The 20,636-nt window shown below is 59.3% G+C and carries 16 protein-coding genes; 9 read left to right on the plus strand and 7 right to left on the minus strand.

Annotated features, from left to right (window positions below):
• Window positions 1-392: 392 nt before the first annotated feature.
• Window positions 393-2,675 (minus strand): adenosylcobalamin-dependent ribonucleoside-diphosphate reductase, encoded by a 2,283-nt coding sequence (locus ACR0IP_RS18470; protein ID WP_480527144.1) that lies wholly within the window; start codon window positions 2,673-2,675, stop codon window positions 393-395.
• Window positions 2,676-2,809: 134 nt separating this feature from the next.
• Here ACR0IP_RS18470 and ACR0IP_RS18475 point away from each other — a divergent pair, with 134 nt between their 5' ends.
• Window positions 2,810-3,241, plus strand: a complete 432-nt coding sequence (locus tag ACR0IP_RS18475) for a DUF1489 family protein (protein WP_480527146.1) — start codon at window positions 2,810-2,812, stop codon at window positions 3,239-3,241.
• On the opposite strand, the gene hisG is transcribed toward ACR0IP_RS18475, so the two are convergent.
• Genes hisG through hisS form a run of 3 tightly spaced genes read right to left on the minus strand, consistent with a single transcriptional unit; the run spans window position 3,242 to window position 6,507 of the window.
• Complete coding sequence (hisG, locus tag ACR0IP_RS18480; protein WP_480527148.1) at window positions 3,242-3,931, minus strand: ATP phosphoribosyltransferase; 690 nt, start codon at window positions 3,929-3,931, stop codon at window positions 3,242-3,244.
• On the minus strand, window positions 3,928-5,016 hold the full coding sequence (locus ACR0IP_RS18485; protein ID WP_480527150.1) for an ATP phosphoribosyltransferase regulatory subunit: 1,089 nt from the start codon (window positions 5,014-5,016) through the stop codon (window positions 3,928-3,930). The genes hisG and ACR0IP_RS18485 overlap by 4 nt, the downstream gene beginning before the upstream one ends.
• A 3-nt stretch (window positions 5,017-5,019) precedes the next feature.
• A complete protein-coding gene (hisS, locus tag ACR0IP_RS18490) occupies window positions 5,020-6,507 on the minus strand; it encodes a histidine--tRNA ligase (protein WP_480527152.1) in 1,488 nt (495 codons plus the stop codon).
• A 137-nt stretch (window positions 6,508-6,644) separates the two neighbouring features.
• Here hisS and ACR0IP_RS18495 point away from each other — a divergent pair, with 137 nt between their 5' ends.
• Window positions 6,645-6,839: a SlyX family protein gene (locus ACR0IP_RS18495; RefSeq protein WP_170440680.1), complete on the plus strand. Its 195-nt coding sequence runs from the start codon at window positions 6,645-6,647 to the stop codon at window positions 6,837-6,839.
• 132 nt (window positions 6,840-6,971) lie between these two features.
• On the plus strand, window positions 6,972-7,730 hold the full coding sequence (locus ACR0IP_RS18500) for an SDR family oxidoreductase (protein ID WP_170689214.1): 759 nt from the start codon (window positions 6,972-6,974) through the stop codon (window positions 7,728-7,730).
• Between the two features lie 50 nt (window positions 7,731-7,780).
• On the opposite strand, the gene ACR0IP_RS18505 is transcribed toward ACR0IP_RS18500, so the two are convergent.
• From ACR0IP_RS18505 to dnaE, 3 genes are all read right to left on the minus strand, one after another.
• A complete protein-coding gene (locus tag ACR0IP_RS18505) occupies window positions 7,781-8,143 on the minus strand; it encodes a hypothetical protein (protein WP_480527154.1) in 363 nt (120 codons plus the stop codon).
• Window positions 8,144-8,154: 11 nt separating this feature from the next.
• Window positions 8,155-8,367, minus strand: a complete 213-nt coding sequence (locus ACR0IP_RS18510) for a YMGG-like glycine zipper-containing protein (protein ID WP_419738497.1) — start codon at window positions 8,365-8,367, stop codon at window positions 8,155-8,157.
• Window positions 8,368-8,450: 83 nt separating this feature from the next.
• On the minus strand, window positions 8,451-11,978 hold the full coding sequence (dnaE, locus tag ACR0IP_RS18515) for a DNA polymerase III subunit alpha (protein WP_480527157.1): 3,528 nt from the start codon (window positions 11,976-11,978) through the stop codon (window positions 8,451-8,453).
• Between the two features lie 343 nt (window positions 11,979-12,321).
• Between dnaE and xdhA the strand changes: the two genes are divergently transcribed.
• The 6 genes from xdhA to ACR0IP_RS18545 all read left to right on the plus strand — a co-directional run bounded on the left by xdhA (window position 12,322) and on the right by ACR0IP_RS18545 (window position 20,633).
• Entirely contained in the window at window positions 12,322-13,719 is a 1,398-nt protein-coding gene (xdhA, locus tag ACR0IP_RS18520) for a xanthine dehydrogenase small subunit (RefSeq protein ID WP_480527159.1), read from the plus strand.
• Complete coding sequence (gene xdhB / locus ACR0IP_RS18525) at window positions 13,716-16,118, plus strand: xanthine dehydrogenase molybdopterin binding subunit (protein WP_480527161.1); 2,403 nt, start codon at window positions 13,716-13,718, stop codon at window positions 16,116-16,118. Before xdhA ends, xdhB begins: the two co-directional genes overlap by 4 nt.
• Window positions 16,118-17,053 (plus strand): xanthine dehydrogenase accessory protein XdhC, encoded by a 936-nt coding sequence (xdhC, locus tag ACR0IP_RS18530; protein WP_480527163.1) that lies wholly within the window; start codon window positions 16,118-16,120, stop codon window positions 17,051-17,053. Before xdhB ends, xdhC begins: the two co-directional genes overlap by 1 nt.
• Entirely contained in the window at window positions 17,050-18,567 is a 1,518-nt protein-coding gene (locus ACR0IP_RS18535) for an ABC transporter ATP-binding protein (RefSeq protein WP_480527165.1), read from the plus strand. The genes xdhC and ACR0IP_RS18535 overlap by 4 nt, the downstream gene beginning before the upstream one ends.
• 63 nt (window positions 18,568-18,630) lie before the next feature.
• Window positions 18,631-19,713 carry an ABC transporter permease gene (locus ACR0IP_RS18540; RefSeq protein ID WP_170374478.1) on the plus strand — a complete coding sequence of 361 codons (1,083 nt, stop codon included), beginning with the start codon at window positions 18,631-18,633 and terminating at the stop codon, window positions 19,711-19,713.
• The gene (locus tag ACR0IP_RS18545; protein ID WP_170374475.1) at window positions 19,713-20,633 is read left to right on the plus strand and encodes an ABC transporter permease; all 921 of its coding nucleotides are present in this window, start codon (window positions 19,713-19,715) and stop codon (window positions 20,631-20,633) included. The genes ACR0IP_RS18540 and ACR0IP_RS18545 overlap by 1 nt, the downstream gene beginning before the upstream one ends.
• The last annotated feature ends 3 nt before the right edge of the window (window positions 20,634-20,636 follow it).

Genomic DNA, 20,636 nt, shown 5'->3' on the forward strand with positions numbered 1-20,636 from the left:
GCGATGGAGTGCTTCGTTTGATTTGGTCCACCGTTCTGTTTGAGAAACGGTCGACCGCGAATGTCGAACAAGAGACACAAGCAAGAGGAAATAGTTCAGAAGCTGCGCCAAGTTGATGTTCTTGTTCGTCAGGGAATGACACTTGCAGATGCGATCCGGGCAGCAAGTCAATCTTCTATTGTTGTACAAACCTCGCGAGATTTCGGTGTGTACTTCCTACTTCCCAACTCGCACAAAAAACTCCCGGCGATCAAAAACCCGGCGCCTTTTCTTCCCTAAAAACCCAAGAGTGTCGGATTGTGGGCGCAAATGACCTTGCGTATAGGCGACAATACTAACGAAATGCGTTCGTTTTTCCTTGCCGTTCACACAAACGGGTTCTGCGCCTCACCTCAGCCACATTTCGAGTGACCGCAGCTTCTGCACGTCATGCAGCCTTCTATCATCACCATGTCATACTGCCCACAAGACGGGCATGCCTTGCCGCGCGGTGCATCCATGTTGACGACCTGCGCCTGAGGGTCAGACTTCAGCCCCATCCCCTCTCCCTCGAGAAAGCCGATATTGACCATGTGCTGCTCGATCACCCCGCCAATCGCTGCCAGGATCGAGGGGATATATTTGCCCTTCACCCAAGCTCCACCGCGCGGGTCGAACACGGCCTTGAGCTCTTCGACCACGAAGGACACATCCCCACCCCGCCGGAAAACGGCCGAGATCATGCGGGTCAGCGCCAGCGTCCAAGCGTAATGCTCCATGTTCTTCGAGTTGATGAACACTTCGAACGGACGGCGACGGCCTCCGATGACAATATCGTTGATCGTCAGATAGATCGCATGCTCACTGTCGGGCCATTTCAACTTGTAGGTCGACCCCTCTAGTGACTGCGGGCGGTCCAGCGGCTCGGACATGTAAACGACGTCACCGCCATCGACCTCATGCGGTGCAGCCGCGCTTTCACCAGGCGCCGTGTCTGCACTTTCCGATACGGTCAGAACCGAGCCGGTCACATCATTGGGGCGATAGGTCGTGCAGCCTTTGCAGCCCTGATCCCACGCCTGCATATAGACATCCTTGAAGGCATCAAAACTGATGTCTTCAGGGCAGTTGATCGTTTTCGAAATCGAACTGTCGATCCATTTCTGCGCGGCGGCCTGCATTTTCACGTGATCGGACGGAGACAGCGTCTGCGCATTCACGAAAAACTCCGGCAGGTCCTTGTCGCCAAACTTGTCGCGCCACAACTGCACGGCATAGTCCACCACCTCTTCTTCGGTGCGCGAGCCGTCCTTCTGCAACACCTTACGCGTGTAGGCATAGGCAAAGACCGGCTCGATCCCCGACGACACGTTCCCCGCATAGAGAGAGATCGTGCCCGTCGGCGCGATTGAGGTCAGCAACGCGTTACGGATCCCATGCGCGCGGATTTCATCGCGCACATCGTCATCCATCTGCTGCATCGTGCCGCTGGCTAGGAACTTCTCGGCATCGAACAAGGGAAACGCCCCCTTTTCCTTCGCCAATTGCACCGAGGCCAGATACGCGGCGCGGGCAATCGCGTGCAACCAGCGCTCGGTTTGACGCGCCGCCTCGTCAGAGCCATAGCGCAGGCCCAACATCAAAAGCGCATCCGCCAGACCTGTCACACCCAACCCGATGCGGCGCTTGGCCTGCGCCTCGGCCTCCTGTTCGGGCAGCGGGAATTTTGACGCGTCCACCACGTTGTCCATCATGCGCACAGCGGTGGCGACCAGCTCTTTCAGAGCGTCCTCGTCCAGACGCGCGGCGTCATCGAAAGGCTCGGCCACCAACCGGGCCAGATTGATCGACCCCAACAGACACGCGCCATAAGGAGGCAGAGGTTGCTCGCCACAAGGGTTGGTGGCGGCAATCGTCTCGACATAGCTCAGGTTGTTGGCCGCGTTAATACGATCGATGAAGATCACGCCCGGCTCGGCAAAGTCATAGGTCGCCTGCATGATCTTGCTCCACAGGTCCCGCGCCTGAACGGTGTGATAGACCTTGCCACCGAACACCAGCTCCCACGGGCCATCGGCCTTGACTGCCTCCATGAAAGGGTCAGTCACCAGCACCGACATGTTGAACATGCGCAGACGGGCCGGGTCAGACTTGGCAGTGATGAACTGTTCAATATCGGGGTGATCGCAGCGCATCGTCGCCATCATCGCGCCCCGGCGCGAGCCTGCGGACATGATCGTGCGGCACATTGCGTCCCAGACATCCATGAACGACAACGGCCCCGATGCATCCGCTGCCACCCCTTTCACATCCGCACCCCGCGGACGGATGGTTGAGAAATCATAGCCGATTCCCCCACCCTGCTGCATGGTCAGCGCGGCCTCTTTCAGCATATCGAAGATGCCGCCCATGCTGTCGGGCACGGTGCCCATGACGAAGCAGTTGAACAGAGTCACCTGCCGTGCGGTGCCAGCGCCTGCGGTAATGCGACCGGCAGGTAAATATTTGAAATCCTCCAGCGCGCCGTAGAACTTTTCTTCCCAATGCGCCGAGTCTTTCTCGACTCGCGCCAGATCGCGCGCGATACGCCGCCAGCTGTCTTCGACCGTCTGGTCGATGGGCGTGCCATCCGCCTGTTTAAAGCGGTATTTCATGTCCCAGATCTGCTCGGCGATGGGGGCGGCAAAGCGGCTCATTGGTGATTCCTATTCAGCTGCGAGGCATACAAGATAGACCAAATTGGTCACCTAGCGCTACTATGACTTGATGCAATAGTCCGTTAACCCTACCTTCTTAACCAATTCCTTTGGGGCGACTCTGTAGGTAATCTGTGGATAAATTCGTAAACCTCGTCAAACTTTCGGTCGGGTCAGAGAGCGTCGACACGCTGATGGCTTGGCAGGAAAGCCGCAAGCCGCTTTATGCAGATGGCTGCCCGCGCCACGTCACGCGCATGTGGCCAAAGCGCGAGGCCGAGATTCTGAACGGAGGTTCGATCTATTGGGTGATCAAAGGCGTGATCCAATGCCGCCAGCGCATCCTGCGCCTTGACGAGGTACGTGGTGAGGACGGCATCCGTCGCTGCGCCATCGTTCTCGACCCAGAGCTGCATCGCACCCAGAACGCCCTGAAACGCCCCTTTCAGGGCTGGCGTTATCTGAAACCCGAAGACACCCCAGCCGATCTTCCAAAATCGCGTGAGCAGGACGACGCCCTGCCCGACGATTTGAACCGCGCTCTGGCCGAAATCGGCATATTGTAGTCAGCGCAGGCAATCCAACAGTTCGGACAAAACCGTCTTGTCGCCCGCCTCGTAGCTCGCCACACGGCTGCGCCACAGGGTCGCTTGCGATTGCAGGATGAGACCGTCCGAGAGGATCTTCAGGTGATTGGCCCGCAGTGTTTCACCGGTCGAGGTGATATCGGCAACGGCCTCGGCCGTTTCGTTCATCACGGTGCCTTCGGTCGCGCCCTGGCTGTCGACCAGAGCATAGTCGGCCACCCCGGCATCGGTCAGAAACTCACGCACCAAACGATGGTACTTGGTCGCAATCCGCAGCCGGTGACCGTGTGTCCTGCGGAACGCGGCGGCGGCTGCATCCAGATCGTCCAGCGTATCCACGTCGACCCAACAGGCAGGCGTGGCGATGATCAGATCCGCCTTGCCAAAGCCAAGCGCGGCGATTTCTTCAACCTGCTGTTCCCAGCGGGGCAGCTTTTCCTGCACAAGGTCGACGCCCGTAACGCCAAGGTGAATGCGACCTGCTGCCAGCTCACGCGGGATTTCCCCCGCTGACAGCAGGATCAGCGAGACACCGTCAATCCCCTCGACTTTGCCTGCATATTCCCGGTCCGATCCACTGCGCGACAAGGTAATGCCGCGCTTTTCGAACCACGAGAAGGTCTTTTCCATCAACCGGCCCTTAGAAGGCACGCCCAGTTTCAGGCTCATTGTGCGTCCTCCTCGATCTCGAGCATCAGGTCGGGGCGGATGACACCGCCAACAGCCGGAATTTCTTCGCCATTGCCCAACTGCCGGGTCAGCGCATCATAGCGCCCGCCAGTCGCGATCGGAGGTAAATCGGGGCGGCCTTCGGCATAAAAGCCAAAGACGAACCCGTCGTAATACTCCATCGAGGTCCGGCCATACGCTGCCTCGAAATCCAACCGTTCAACATCCACACCCCGCGCCTGCATCGCTGCGATCCGGGCTTCAAGCCGATCAAGCGCTTGCGAGATCCGCGGCAGGTCGACCGCCACATCGCGCAGCTGTTCCAACGCAAATGGCATGGTCTCGCGTACATTCAAAAGCGTTTCCAACCCGGCCAGTTCGTTGTCTGAGATAGGCGGCGTGTCACGGTCTTCACGCAAAGCTTCGATCCGCGCCTCGATCTCGGAGGCACGGCGCTTACCGATCATCGGAATGTCGTTGTCCAAAGGGTCTGCGGCATTCAGCAACTCGTCGCGCCCTTCGGGGCCGGGTTTGCGACCTGCAAACCGATCCAGAAGAATGCGGAACCGGCGGGGGCGCCACAGATGCCGCATCAGAGCGGTCTTGCGACGCTCGGTCGTGCGAAGGCCCTCGACGGCTGCGGTCAGAATTCCGATATCCCCGGTCGCCGCCCGCAAAGGCAGACCCCGCAACTGCAACGCAAACAGCGAGAACACCTCGGCGTCCGCGCCGGATGGATCGTCGCGATCAAAGACCTCATAGCCCACCTGGATATATTCATTCGACCGGTCCGGGTCATGCTCCTGACGGCGAAAGACCTCTCCGGAATAGGTATAGCGCGCGGGTTCTGCGCCGTCGCTCATGTGCATCTGCACCACTGGCAGAGTGAAATCCGGGCGCAGCATCTGCTCGCCCCGCAGAGCGTCCGACGTGACATAAGCACGCCCGCGGATGTCTTCGCCATAGAGGTCCAACAGTGTCTCGGCCGGTTGCAGCAGAGGCGTATCGACCACCTGCGCACCTGCGGCCTCGAACCGGACGCGCATCATCGCGGCGCGGGCCTGTATCTGGGAACGGTTGGCCATGGTTCAGTCCTGACTGTCCAGAATTTCACGCACCTTGGCGACCAGATCACCGCGCGGCACTTCGAACTGGCTGGGGCGTTCTTTCCATTCCTCCAGCGTGGCACTTTCGGCGATTTTGGCACCAAGGATCAAGTCTTTGATCTGAACGATGCCATTGGCCTTTTCGTCACCGCCTTCGATCACCGCGATGGGAGAATTCCGTTTGTCTGCATATTTCAGCTGATTGCCAAAGTTCTTCGGATTGCCCAAGTAGACTTCGGCCCGAATGCCGGCATTCCGCAGCTCAGCCACCATCGTCTGATAGTCGGCCATACGGTCGCGATCCATAACGGTGACGACCACAGGCCCTGTCGCCTGCGCGCTGAGACGACCCTTTTCGCGCAAAGCGGCCAGCAGACGGTCGACGCCGATCGACACACCCGTTGCAGGCACCTCCTGCCCGGTGAAGCGCTTGACCAGATCGTCATAGCGCCCGCCGCCCGAGACCGAACCGAACTGCCGCTTGCGGCCTTTTTCGTCGAAAATCTCAAAGGTCAACTCGGCTTCATAAACCGGACCGGTGTAGTAGCCGAGACCGCGTACTACCGACGGGTCGATCTCGATCCGGTCCGAACCGTAGCCGCCCGCATCCAGCAGCGAACCGATCTGTTCCAGTTCAGCAATGCCATCCGCACCGATCTTGCTGTCGCCAACCGCCGCACGCAGGTTCGCGAGCGTTCCGGCGGTATCCGCAGCTTTGGAGGTCAGGAAGGCAAGCACCGGCTCGGCCTGATCATCGCTCAGCCCTACACCGTCGATAAACGCACCAGATGCATCCAGACGGCCCTTGGTCAGCAGCTCTCGGACACCGGCCTCACCGACCTTGTCGAACTTGTCGATGGTGCGCAGAACGTTGTCGCGCGCGGCGGCGTCTTCGCCAAGACTCATTGCCTCAAGCACGCCGTTCAGAACCTTGCGGTTGTTCACGCGCACAAGATAATCACCACGCGGAATGCCGACGGTCTCCAGTGTGTCCGACAGCATCGCGCAGATCTCGGCATCAGCCGCCATCGAGGCGGTGCCGACAGTGTCCGCATCGCACTGATAGAATTGACGATACCGCCCCGGCCCCGGCTTTTCGTTGCGCCAGACCGGACCCATCGCGTAGCGGCGATAGGGCGTCGGCAGGTCGTTGCGGTGCTGCGCGTAGACGCGGGCCAAAGGCGCGGTCAGGTCATAGCGCAGGGCCATCCAGTCGCCGTTGCCGCCCTCGTCGAATTCCTGCCATGCGAATACGCCTTCGTTCGGGCGATCCACGTCGGGCAGGAACTTGCCCAGCGCCTCGACGGTCTCGACCGCGCTGCTCTCCAAAGCATCGAACCCATAACGATGATACACGCCTGCAATCGTCCGCAGCATCTCGGTGCGCTGTGTGACTTCCTCGCCGAAATAGTCACGGAACCCTTTCGGCGTTACGGCCTTGGGGCGGGGCTGTTTCTTGGGCTTGGCCATCGGGGGCGTCCTTCACGGGTATTGTTCCGCGCGCGGTCTATCCCATGGCCCGCATCGGGGCAAGGCGCGCTTTCGCTGGTCTTGGCTTTACAGGCCCGCTATGACCGTCCCTGAAGGAGACCCCACAGGAAATCAACATGCAGCATCTGGAAGAACAGATCGCCCATCTGACCCGAACGGTCGAAGAGCTGAACACCGTCGTCACACGTCAACAATCCGAAATCGACCGCCTGACCCGCCGCGTCGAAATGCTGCTGCAGCGCGAGGCCGAACGGGCGCAGGAAGGCTCGGGCGGGGTCGTGTTCGGAGACGAACGCCCGCCGCATTATTGAGACAGATTTCGATGTTGATGCCTGCTTTTCTGGTTCTTGCTGGTCACGCCCTATACTAGTCACAGGGTTACCTTTCGAAATCTTGTTGGTAGGCTAATACTTTAACATCAGTTCACTGGCAGGAGACGTTCATTGGCCAACAAACTTGCTCTTGTCACAGGTGCCGCGCGTGGCATCGGGCTTGCGACAACAAAACTGTTTCTACAAAACGGCTGGAACGTTGCGATGATCGATCGCGACTCTGAGGCGCTTTCTCTTGCCGCAAAGGATCTAGACGGTGCGGTTGCGTTCGTCGCGGACGTTTCGGATCAAAATCAGGTTGTTGGCGTGGTCAAGGCCGTTCTCACCGAATTCACTCGCGTTGATGCTGTGGTGAACAACGCGGGTGTCGCAGATTTCGGGCCAATTGAGGAACACGATTTCGCAGTGTGGCGTCGGGTTATGGAAACCAACCTTGATGGCGTGTTTCTAGTCTCTCAGGCGACTATACCGGCCCTACGCAAAAGCCGTGGCGCTATCGTAAACATGGCATCGATTTCGGGGCTGAGGGCGAGCACACTTCGCGTCGCATACGGAACGTCGAAGGCGGGTGTCATCCACCTGACCAAGCAACAAGCCGCCGAACTAGGAGAATTCGGTATACGCGCCAATTGTGTGTGTCCTGGCCCGGTCCGGACCAAGCTTGCGATGGCAGTCCACTCGCCCGAAATCATCGCCGCCTATCATGACGCTATCCCACTGAACCGATACGGTTCGGAGGATGAGATCGCGCAGGTGATCTATTTCCTTTGTTCGGACAAAGCCAGCTACGTAACGGGTCAGGTGATCGCGTCCGACGGCGGGTTCGAAAGCACTGGCGTGGGCTTGCCGGCTCTACGATCGAGCAACTGAAATTCGGCCACGATTTGCCCGCGTCGGGACGCAATACAGGATAATTGTGTTCACAAACCCAGCGACGATTTCACCGCGCTATCAACAACCCCGCCAAGAAGGGCATTTTTATCCGCAGCACAGCCCTCGGACAGAGCGGCGATGAACGCTTCGCGCAGTTGCGCTTTGTCTTCATCCGTGGAGACGTGGTCCTCGATATTGATCTGTCGATTGTAGAGCGACAGAGCCGTCATCTTGCCCACAACCTCGACAACAAAGGCCTCATCCCCGTCCGCCTCTTCGGCGATTGAGGCGCAGGTGTAGTGCATGACAGGCAGGGCATCTTGCACCATCTGCTGAGCGGCTTCGTCGGCCAAAGCAAAGACCGGAGCCATCAAAAGTGATGCCAACACAACAGGCTTGAGAGTTTTCATCCGCATCGCAATCACTTCCAGTTATGTCCGATAATCGCACCGGCCACACCGCCGATTGCCGCGCCCTTGCCGTCACCGATCAGGGCCCCAACCCCGGCGCCGATCAATGCACCTTCGATTGTCTGCTTCTTCTTTTTGTCGTCCGCAAAAGCCGCAGTCGCCACGGAAAGCGAGATCGCCCCCGCCAATACCAACGCTTTGGAGCCCATAGCTGAAAGTGCCAAACCCTAACCCTCCTGTTTCATCTTTCACAGAATATGCAGGTACAGCCTAGCCGGGGGACATCGCCGTGGCAACAAAGCCGGGATCAGACCTCTTCCACTGACAGAACGCCATCCAGCGACTTGATCGCGCCTTTGATCTGCGGGTTGATCGGGAAGTCCTGCCCCAAATCCATCTCGACATCGCCCGGAAGTCCTGGGTCCATCAGGCACAGCTGGATCGGCCCTTTGGCAGCCCCTTTCGCAGCACTGGCCGCGTCTGCCAGCACGGTTGCCACCGTGGGCAAGACCTGCGGCTGATCGACGAAGATACGTAGGCCGGTCGCGCCCGCCTCGGCCACAACCGAATCCACCGGGCCAACCGAGCGACCCAGCAGTTTCAACTGATCGGCCTCCATCGTCGCTTCGGCGGTCAGAACCACCTGTGCGCCCGTCTCAAGATATTCGCGCGTTTTCTCCAGCGTTTCTGAGAATAGCGTGACCTCATACGCTCCAGTCGGGTCCGAAAGCTGCGCAAAGGCAAAGCGATTGCCGCGGGCCGATTTCCGTTCCTGCCGGCCGGCAACAACCCCGGCCATCTTCGCGATCAGAGGGCCAGAGCGCGCCTTTTCCGTCACCTCATCCAAGGTCAGCACCTGTTTGCGTTTCAGCGCAGGCATGTAGTCGTCCAGCGGATGGCCCGACAGGTAGAAACCGATGGCTTTGAACTCTTCGCTCAGGCGTTCGGCAGGCAGCCAATCCGGCGTCGGCGACAGGCGCGGTTCGGGTAGGTCGTCCCCCGCCTCGCCAAACAATGACACCTGGTTCGAGTTCTTCTGTTCGTGGATCGCCGCCGAATACTGCACTAGCGGATCGAGGCTTTCGAACACGCGGCGGCGGTTCTTGTCTAGTTCATCAAAGGCCCCGGCCCGTGCCAGCATTTCCAACGGGCGCTTGCCGACCTTTTTCAGATCAACGCGACGAGCAAAGTCGAAGAGGTTGACGAAGGGTTTGTCGCCCTCTTGGTCTGGCGCGCCTCCGGCACGACGCCCATCAACCACAAGGTTCATCGCCTCGACACCGACGTTTTTTAACGCGCCCAGCGCATAGACCAGATGCCCGCTGTCCACATCAAAAGTGGCCTGAGAGCGGTTCACGCAAGGCGGGATGTAAGGCAGATCCAGCCCCTTGCGGACCTCTTCGAAGTAAACGGCCAGCTTGTCGGTCAGGTGGATATCGCAGTTCATGACGCCTGCCATGAACTCAACCGGGTGGTTCGCCTTCAGCCAGCCGGTCTGGTAACTGACCACCGCATAGGCGGCCGCGTGGGATTTGTTGAAGCCATAGTTGGCGAATTTCTCCAGAAGGTCGAACACCTCGGAGGCTTTCTTGGCATCCACGCCATTTTCTGCAGCGCCCTTTTCGAATTTCGGGCGCTCGGCATCCATCGCCTCTTTGATCTTCTTACCCATTGCACGGCGCAACAGGTCAGCGCCGCCAAGGGAATACCCTGCCATCACCTGAGCGATCTGCATTACCTGTTCCTGATAGACGATGATGCCCTGCGTTTCCTCAAGAATATGATCGATCAGAGGATGCACGGATTCAATTTTCCGCAGCCCATTCTTGACCTCACAATAGGTCGGGATGTTCTCCATCGGACCGGGGCGATACAGCGCTACAAGGGCCACGATATCCTCGATACAGGTGGGTTTCATGCGTTTGAGCGCATCCATCATGCCCGAGGATTCCACCTGGAACACCGCCACCGTCTTGGCAGCCGAATAGAGCTTATATGTCGCCTCATCATCCAGCGGGATAGCGTTGATCTGGTTCTCGGCCCCTTCGGCTGGTTCATAAAGCTCCGTTCCGTCGGCCGCGACATGCAGAGGCCGCCCGGATTTGAAGATCAGGTCCATCGCATTCTGGATCACAGTCAGCGTTTTCAAACCGAGAAAGTCGAACTTCACCAGCCCGGCCTGCTCCACCCATTTCATATTGAACTGGGTCGCAGGCATGTCGGACCGAGGGTCCTGATAAAGCGGCACTAGCGCTTCCAACGGCCGGTCGCCAATCACCACACCCGCCGCGTGGGTCGAGGCGTTCCGCAAAAGCCCTTCAACCTGTTGGCCATAGTTGAGCAAACGCTCCACCACCTCTTCATTCCGCGCTTCTTCGCGTAGGCGCGGCTCATCCTTCAGGGCCTTTTCGATCGAGACAGGCTTCACCCCCTCAACTGGAATCATCTTGGACAGGCGGTCCACCTGCCCGTATGGCATCTGCAATACCCGCCCGATGTCGCGCACGGCAGCCTTCGACAAAAGCGCACCAAAGGTGATGATCTGCCCCACCTTGTCGCGCCCATACTTCTGCTGCACGTAGCGGATCACTTCTTCCCGGCGATCCATACAGAAGTCGATATCGAAATCCGGCATCGAGACCCGCTCGGGGTTCAGGAACCTTTCGAACAGCAGGCTATAGCGCAGCGGGTCAAGGTCGGTGATCGTCAGCGCATAGGCCACCAGAGACCCCGCACCGGACCCCCGCCCCGGCCCAACCGGAATGTCATGATCCTTGGACCATTGGATAAAGTCAGCAACGATCAGGAAGTAGCCTGGGAACCCCATGCCCTCGATGATCCCGAGCTCAAAATCCAAACGTTCCTGATATTCCTCAGGCGTCACCGCATGAGGGATCACGGCCAGCCGTTTCTGCAGACCCTCATTCGCAATCCGGCGCAGTTCGGCCACTTCATCATCGGCAAACTTGGGCAGAATGGGATCACGGCGATAGGCCATAAAGGCGCAACGGCGCGCGATCTCGACCGTGTTCTCGATGGCCTCGGGCAAATCCGCGAACAGAGTCACCATTTCCTGCTGCGACTTGAAATAATGCTGCGCGGTCAGACGGCGGCGACCGGCTTGCTGATCGACATAGGCCCCCTCGGCGATACAGATCAGCGCATCATGGGCCTCATACATATCCGAGGTTGGAAAGTAGACATCATTGGTGGCGACTAGAGGCAGGTTCTTGGCATAGGCCATCTCGACATGACCGCGCTCGGTCAGGCGCTCGGCCTCAGGCTGGCCGTCCTCGCCCGGATGGCGTTGCAGTTCGATATACAAACGATCCGGGAACATCCCCGCCAACCGGTCGACCAGAGCCTCAGCTGCAGGGCGCTGACCTTGCTGCAGCAACATTCCCACTGGGCCTTCTGGTCCACCAGTCAAACAGATCAGACCCTCCGACCGATCCGCCAGCTCCTCCAACGTGACCTGCGGCAACTGCCCGCCTTTGTCCACATAGAGGCAGGAGCTCAGCTTCATGAGGTTCTCATACCCAACCTCGGACTGCGCCAGCAGCACCAGAGGCGCAGGCGCTTTCGGCTTCTCACCGGGTTGCGGTTGCACATAGGTGAGATCAACCTGACACCCCATGATCGGCTGAATCCCGGCCCCGCTGGCGGTGATTGAAAACTCCAGTGCCGAGAACATCGAGTTGGTGTCGGTCACCGCAACGGCGGGCATCTCGGCCTTCTCGCAAAGACCGGGCAGCTTTTTCAGCCGCACAGCGCCTTCCAGCAGGGAATATTCAGTGTGAACGCGAAGGTGAATGAATCGAGGGGTACTGCTCATACCCCGCAAGCTATCCCAGTCAGCAGCGACGAAAAAGCGGGAACCGACTCTGTGGACTGCTTAAAAAATCAGCAGAGATTATTCTGATTTTTTAGAAGGTGCTTCGGGCCAGACTCGGCATCGCTTCAAAAATGGTCTTTATTTACAAGTGCCTGACTTCTAAACAACTGCAACATTCACAGGCCGTGCGGGTCCAATGGTGCATCATATAGGCAGTTTTTCTTGCCAGATAAGGTGCGCTGTTTCTAACATCTGACGGCAAGCACTTCGCCCGCCACTCTTTCTACGTCGCATCGAAGGAGGGCCCAACGGGCGCAACCGGGTAAGGCGACGGGTTTCACGAATGGACATCACGTTTCTTCTGAACGGAGAGACAGTGCAGCTGTCGGATGTCAGTCCGACGGTCACCCTGCTGGATTGGCTGCGCGAAGAGCGTGGCCTGACCGGCACCAAAGAAGGCTGCAACGAAGGCGATTGCGGCGCCTGCACCGTGATGGTCACAGAAGAGGGCAGCGCCAAGGCCCTGAACGCCTGCATCCTGTTCTTACCCCAACTGCATGGCAAAGCCGTCCGCACCGTCGAGGGCGCAAGCGGCCCAAACGATGAACCTCATCCAGTCCAGAGCGCAATGGTCGATCTGCACGGTTCGCAATGCGGCTTCTGCACCCCCGGCTTTGTGATGTCGATGGTTGCAAGTCACGTGAATGGCGCAACCGACCACGACACCCAACTGGCCGGCAACCTGTGCCGCTGCACCGGCTACGCCCCGATCATCCGCGCCGCGAAAGCCGCCGAACCACATCCCGTCCCGCAATGGATCACTGACGACCAGTCCTTCTCTTGTTCAAAAATACCTCGGGGGGAGGCCGCAGGCCGGGGGGCAGAACCGACCTTCCTCCCCAGGTCATCCGACGAATTGGCGGAAGTCTATACCCAGTACCCCAACGCGACACTCATCGCCGGTGCAACCGATGTCGGCCTTTGGGTCACCAAGCAATTGCGTGAGCTTGACCCGGTGATCTTCCTCAACGGCTGCGAAGACCTAAAACAGATCACAATCACCGATGACGAAATCCGCTTCGGGGCAATGGTCGACATGAACCGGATGGGCGATGCTCTCGTCCACCTCCATCCCTCCTACGCCGAAATGATCCGCCGCTATGCCAGCGTTCAGGTGCGCCACGCAGCCACCGTCGGCGGCAACATCGCTAATGGCTCACCCATCGGGGACAACCCACCTGCCCTGATCGCTTTGGGTGCAACTCTACACCTTCGCAAAGGCGACGCCCGCAGGTCCCTTCCTTTGGAAGAGTTCTTCATCGACTACGGCAAACAAGACCGCGCGCCGGGTGAATTTGTCGAGGCCGTCAGTTTCCCGCGTCAGGCGGATCGACTGAAGGCATACAAACTCAGCAAACGGTTCGATCAGGATATCTCGGCCGTTTGCGGGTGTTTCAATATCACCGTCTCAGAGGGAACCGTCACTAAAGCGCGCATCGCGTTTGGTGGTATGGCTGGTACTCCGAAACGGGCAACACATGTCGAGGCCGCACTGATCGGCAAACCCTGGACGCGCGAGGTGATTGACGCCGCGCTGCCCAGCTTTGCCGAGGATTATTCACCACTCACGGACATGCGCGCCTCGGCAACCTATCGGCTGGAGACGGCCAAAGCGATGCTGGAACGGTATTTTCTGGAAGATCAGGGCGAAGTGACCGACGTGCTGAAGGTGACGGCATGAGCGTGACCAAACCCCTCCCCCACGACGCGGCCCCGCTGCATGTGGCAGGCGCCGCACGCTATGTGGATGACATCCCGACGCCAAAGGGCACCCTGCATCTGGCCTTTGGTCTGAGCCCGATTGCCAAAGGTACGATCAGTGCGATGGACCTGTCGGCAGTGAAAGCTGCGGATGGCGTGGTGCAGGTGATGACGGCCGAAGACCTTCCTTTTGCCAACGATGTCTCGCCCTCGATCCATGATGAGCCACTGCTGTCGGATGGCACGGTTCATTATGTCGGACAGCCCTTGTTTCTGGTCGTCGCCACCAGCCATCTCGCAGCCAGAAAGGCCGCGCGGTTGGGCAAGATCGACTATGCCGAAGACACCCCGATCCTGACCATCGAAGACGCTATGGCCGCCGACAGTCGTTTCGAGGATGGCCCCCGCATCTACGCCAAGGGGGACGCGGATGCCGCCATCAACAGTGCCCCCCATATCATCGAAGGAAGCTTCGAGCTCGGCGGGCAGGAACATTTCTACCTCGAAGGTCAGGCGGCCCTTGCCGTGCCCAATGAAGGCGCGGATATGCTGGTCCACAGCTCAACTCAGCACCCGACCGAGATCCAGCACAAGGTGGCCGATGCGCTGGGCGTTCCCATGCACGCGGTCCGGGTGGAAACCCGCCGGATGGGCGGAGGGTTCGGCGGCAAGGAAAGCCAGGGGAACGCTTTGGCCGTGGCTTGTGCCATAGCCGCGCGCGCAACCGGCAAAGCCTGCAAAATGCGCTATGACCGCGACGATGACATGATCATCACCGGCAAGCGCCACGCCTTCCGCATTTCCTACAAAGCCGGGTTCGACGAGAACGGCCATATTCAGGGTGTCTCGTTCCTACACCACGCGATTTGCGGCTGGGCACAGGACCTGTCTTTGCCCGTCGCCGACCGAGCGATGCTGCATTCCGACAACGCCTACCTCCTGCCCAATGCCCGGATCGAGAGCCACCGGCTGAAGACCAACACCCAATCCGCCACCGCCTATCGCGGGTTCGGGGGCCCTCAGGGTATGGTCGGGATAGAACGCGTGATGGACCACGCCGCGCATGCGCTGGGTCTGGACCCGGTCGAACTGCGCCGTCGTAACTTTTACGAACCCGCCCACAAGATCGCTGAGGCTGCACCGGCAGCGAAACTATTGGGACACCCCGATCCGCATGAAGACCTAACCAGCCGGGGCGCAGTTGAGATGGGCGAGGCGCCCGTTCGCCCTCTGCCTGCAGGCGGAAACACCACGCCCTACGGTATGGAGGTCAGCGATTTCGAACTGCATGGCATCACCGAAGCTCTGCTAAAATCCAGCGACTATGCCGCGCGTAAAGCGGCTGTCGAAAAGTGGAATGCCGAGAACAGTGTGATCAAGAAGGGTATCGCCTTCTCTCCGGTCAAGTTCGGGATTTCTTTCACGCTGACCCACCTGAATCAGGCGGGTGCGTTGGTGCATGTTTATCAGGATGGCTCGGTCCACTTGAACCATGGCGGCACCGAGATGGGGCAAGGCCTCTTCCAGAAAGTCGCACAGGTCGCTGCGTCGCGCTTTGGCATTCCATTGGAGATGGTCAAAATCACCGCAACCGATACGGCCAAAGTGCCCAATACCTCGGCCACGGCGGCGTCTTCGGGCAGTGACCTGAACGGTATGGCGGTCAAAGCCGCCTGCGACACGATCCGCGACCGCATGGCCGACTATCTGGCCGAGCGTCATCAGGCCGACCCGTCGACGGTGACCTTTGCAGACGGTCATGTCTCAGTCGGTGCGGAACGCTACACGTTCGCCGAAGCCGCAGCACTGGCCTATCAGGGGCGCATCAGCCTTTCGGCAACCGGTTTCTACAAAACGCCCAAGATCGAATGGGACCGGATCGCTGGCGGTGGGCGTCCGTTCTTTTATTTTGCCTATGGGGCCTCGGTGACCGAGGTCGCCATCGACACGCTGACCGGCGAGAACCGCATTCTGCGCACCGATATCCTGCATGATGCGGGCGCATCGCTGAACCCGGCGCTCGATATCGGACAGGTCGAAGGCGGCTATGTGCAAGGTGCAGGGTGGCTGACGACCGAGGAACTGGTCTGGGATGGCAAGGGCAACCTGCGCACACACGCGCCCTCGACATACAAGATTCCAGCCTGCTCGGACCGGCCCGACATCTTCAATGTCGCGCTTTGGGATGGCGAGAACCGCGAGGATACGATCTATCGCTCGAAAGCGGTGGGTGAGCCGCCTTTCATGCTGGGTATCTCGGCATGGTTGGCCCTGTCGAACGCGGTCGCAGCCTGTGGCGACAGCTATCCGGCGCTGGATGCTCCTGCCACGGCCGAGGAAGTCTGGCGCGGCGTTCAGCGGATGAAGGGAGGCATCTGATGGGATTTGATCTGGAGGCTTTGAGGGAGGCGGTCAAAACCCACGGGAAAGTCACCCGCGTGGTCATCGCCGCGATCAAGGGGTCGTCCCCGCGAGAGGTTGGCGCTTCGATGCTGGTCTGGCCGGATGGCCAGAGCGGAACGATCGGCGGTGGCACGTTGGAGTTTCAGGCCGCCGAAGCTGCACGGTCCCAATCCCTCCCCAACCGTCTAACCCATCACGCGCTTGGCCCCGAGTTGGGCCAATGCTGCGGCGGTGCAGTTTCACTGTTCAGCGAGGTCTTTGATCACAAGGCACTTGAAGCTCTCGACGACACGGTCATAGCGCGGTCCGCTTCTGCAGGCGAAATGCCTCTCTCCGTGAAACGGTTGCTGACAACTGCGCGCGGTCAGGGGATTGCCCCCGCACCGCAAATGATCGACGGCTGGATGGTGGAACCCGTTCACAAGCCAACCCGAAACCTGTGGATCTGGGGTGCGGGACATGTAGGTCGAGCACTGGTGGACGTTCTGTCCCCCCTGCCCGACATCGCGATCACCTGGGTCGATACCGGACCCGAGCGCTTCCCGGCCTCGGTCCCAGCAGGTGTCACCACAATTCCAGCGGCCAAACCGGCCGAGCTGGTTCGCCATGCACCGCCCAATGCCGAGCATCTTGTGCTGACTTATTCACACAATCTGGATTTAGAGCTGTGCAACCGGCTGCTTTCGCATGATTTCCGCTTTGCGGGGCTGATCGGCTCGGCTACGAAATGGGCGCGATTCCGGTCGCGGCTGGCAGCTCTTGGGCGTGCACCTGAACAGATCAGCCGGATCACCTGTCCAATCGGCGATCCCGCTCTGGGCAAACACCCGCAAATGATCGCCGTTGGCGTCGCCGCGCAGCTTCTGCGTCCGGCCCGACAGACTGAGTTGAAGAAGGACCTGAGCGCGTGACCACTCCTCTTTTAAGCCTGCAAGGGCTGACCAAGGCCTATCCCGGCGTCGTGGCCAATGATCAGGTGTCATTCGACATCGGCGAAGGCGAAGTACATGCGCTTTTGGGCGAAAACGGCGCGGGGAAATCCACGCTTGTCAAGATGATCTATGGGCTGGTGAAGCCAGACAGCGGCACCATGATGTTGCGCGGCCAACCCTTTGCCCCAGCGGAACCCCGCGCGGCGCGGGCGGATGGGATTGCGATGGTGTTCCAGCACTTCTCACTGTTCGACGCGCTGAACGTGGCCGAGAATATTGCGTTGGGGATGGAAAACCCACCGCCGATGGGCGATCTGGCCTCGCGGATCCGCGAAGTGTCCGAGACCTACGGCTTGCCTTTGGACCCATACCGCACGGTAGGTGATCTGTCCGCGGGAGAGCGTCAGCGGGTCGAGATCATCCGCTGTCTGCTGCAAGACCCCAAGCTGTTGATCATGGACGAACCAACCAGCGTGCTGACCCCGCAAGAGGTCGAAATCCTGTTCGAGACGCTGAACAAATTGCGGTCTGAGGGCACCTCGATCCTCTATATCTCACACAAGCTCGAAGAGATCCGCACGCTATGTGACCACGCCACGATCCTGCGTCTGGGCAAGAATGTGGGCGAGTGTATTCCGGCCGAAACATCGGCACGCGACATGGCCGAAATGATGGTGGGATCAACGCTGCAAACGCCCGAACGCTCGGGCCGTGAGTTCGGCGAGGTTGCGTTGGATGTCAGCGGTCTATCGGTGCCATCACCTTCGGAATTCGGAACGGCGCTGAAGAACGTTCATATGACGGTCCGCAAGGGTGAGGTTCTTGGCATCGGCGGTGTCGCTGGCAATGGTCAGGATGAGTTGCTGGGCGTGCTGTCCGGTGAGATTCAAACCCCTGCCGATGCGATCAAGTTCAATGGTCAGCAGATCGGCAAAATCGGCCCTACTGCCCGCCGGAAACTTGGCGTGCTGACTGCGCCAGAAGAGCGTCTGGGCCATGCCGCTGCACCGGATATGAGCTTGACCGAGAACGCTCTGTTGACAGGATCCGTGCGCGAAGGTTTGGAAAACAAAGGTTTCCTCAAATGGTCCGAAACCAAAAGCTTCGCTGAAAAGATTATCAGCGCGTTTGACGTCAGAACGCCCGGCCCCGAAAACGCGGCACGGTCGCTTTCAGGCGGGAACCTGCAGAAATTCGTGATTGGTCGGGAAGTCTTGCAGAACCCTGAGGTGCTGGTGGTGAACCAACCGACCTGGGGTGTGGATGCGGCAGCGGCTGCGTCGATCCGGCAGGCCATTCTGGATCTGGCGGCCAAGGGAACGGCGGTGATCTGCATCAGCCAGGATTTGGACGAGTTGATGGAGATTTCGGACAGTTTTGCGGCCCTGAACGAAGGGCGGCTGAGTGCGCCTCGGGAGACAACAGGCCTGACCGTTGACGAGATCGGCCTGATGATGGGCGGCGCCCATGGCATGGAGGTGGCGCATGTGTGATCTGTCGCGTCGCCTTCGGCGAGAATATTTGGAAAAAGATGAAGACGGGCGGGGAATAAGTACATGATTGTGTTGGAGAAACGACCGCAACCGTCAAAAGCGTGGTCCTATGCGACACCCGTGGTGGCGGTGATTGCTACGATGGTCTTCGGCGGCATCTTGTTCGCCATTCTGGGCAAAAACCCGATCGAGGCCATCGGCACCATCTTCTGGGAGCCCTTGTTCGGCGAGTTCGCATTTTACTACCGCCCGCAACTGCTGGTTAAAGGCGCGCCATTGGTGCTGATTGCGATCGGCCTGGCGTTGGGTTTCCGAGCCGGCATCTGGAATATCGGGGCGGAAGGGCAGTACATCATGGGCGCCATCTTCGGGGCCGGGGCCGGGCTGGCCTTCTACCCTCTGGACGCGTTCTACATCTTTCCGATCATGGTGATCGCAGGCGCGTTCGGCGGCTGGCTTTGGGCGATGATCCCGGCCTTTCTGAAGGTTCGATTCGGCACCAACGAAATCCTTGTCTCGCTGATGCTGGTTTACGTGGCCGAGCAAATGTTGGCCTCGGTGTCGCTTGGTTTGTTGAAGAACCCTGAAGGGTTCGGCTTTCCCGGGTCGCGCAACCTGCAATCCTATGACAGCGCGCATAATGCCGAGTTGATCGCGGGATCGGGGATGCACTGGGGTGTCGTGACAGCCCTGATCGCAGTGATCTTTTCCTATGTCCTTTTGAACCGGCACATGCTGGGCTTTCACATCCGTTTGACTGGTGAAGCTCCGCGTGCTGCAAAGTTTGCTGGTGTGAATCCTGCCCGTCTGATCCTGTTTTGTCTGGGCCTGTCCGGCGCTCTGGCCGGTCTGGCGGGGATGTTCGAAGTCTCCGGTCCTTCGGGTGTGGTCAGCATCGACTTTAACGTAGGTTACGGTTTCACAGCGATCATTGTGGCCTTCCTTGGCCGTCTGCACCCGGTGGGTATCCTGCTGGCCGGTGGCTTGATGGCGCTGACCTATATCGGCGGTGAAATCGCGCAGTCTCAGCTCGGCCTGCCTGCCGCTGCCATTCAGGTGTTCCAGGGGATGCTCCTGTTCTTCCTGCTGGCATTCGATCTTCTGACAAACTACCGCATTCGTGCGGCCCGTAGCGAGGTGGCATAATGGACCTTGGTGAAATCAATCCCGTCCTTTTGGTCGCCTCGCTGATGGTGGCTGCAACCCCCCTGCTTTTGGCTGCGATCGGAGAATTGGTCGTCGAAAAAGCAGGCGTTCTAAACCTCGGCGTTGAGGGCATGATGATCGTCGGCGCCATCAGCGGCTTTGCGATCTCGGTCGAGACCGGCTCGCCCTGGCTTGGCTTCATTGCGTCAGCGATCGGTGGTGCTGTGCTGTCTCTGCTGTTCGTATTGCTGACGCAGGTTGCTTTGGCCAATCAAGTGGCCAGTGGCCTTGCGCTGACTCTATTCGGCCTTGGGTTCAGTGCCCTTTTGGGCCAAAGTTATGTGGGGGTCAAACCGCCGAGCATGGGGGATATTCATATCCCCTTGATCAGCGATATCCCGGTCATCGGGCCGATCTTTTTCCAGCATGACCCGATCCTCTATGTCGGCATCGCTTTGACTGCGGGTGTTTGGGCGACGCTGAAATACACACGTGTTGGTCTGATCCTGCGCGCGGTGGGTGAAAACCACGATGCAGCGCATGCGTTGGGCTACAAAGTCATCAAGATCCGCATCATGGCGATCCTGTTCGGCGGGGCCTGCGCCGGGCTGGGCGGCGCCTATATCAGCCTGATCCGGGTCCCTCAGTGGACGGAGGGCATGACCGCCGGCGTCGGCTGGATCGCACTGGCGCTGGTGGTGTTCGCCAGCTGGAAGCCATGGCGTGCCTTGCTGGGTGCCTATTTGTTTGGCGGCATCACCGTGTTGCAGCTTAATTTGCAGGCAGCAGGCGTTGCCATTCCTGTCGAGTATCTGGCAATGTCGCCCTACATCATCACGATCCTTGTGCTTGTGATCCTTTCGGCCGACAAGAGCAGCGCACCTGCCTCACTGGGCCGGATTTTCCACGCCTCGCACTAGGGG

This window comes from Ruegeria sp. AL11 (genome assembly GCF_056540865.1).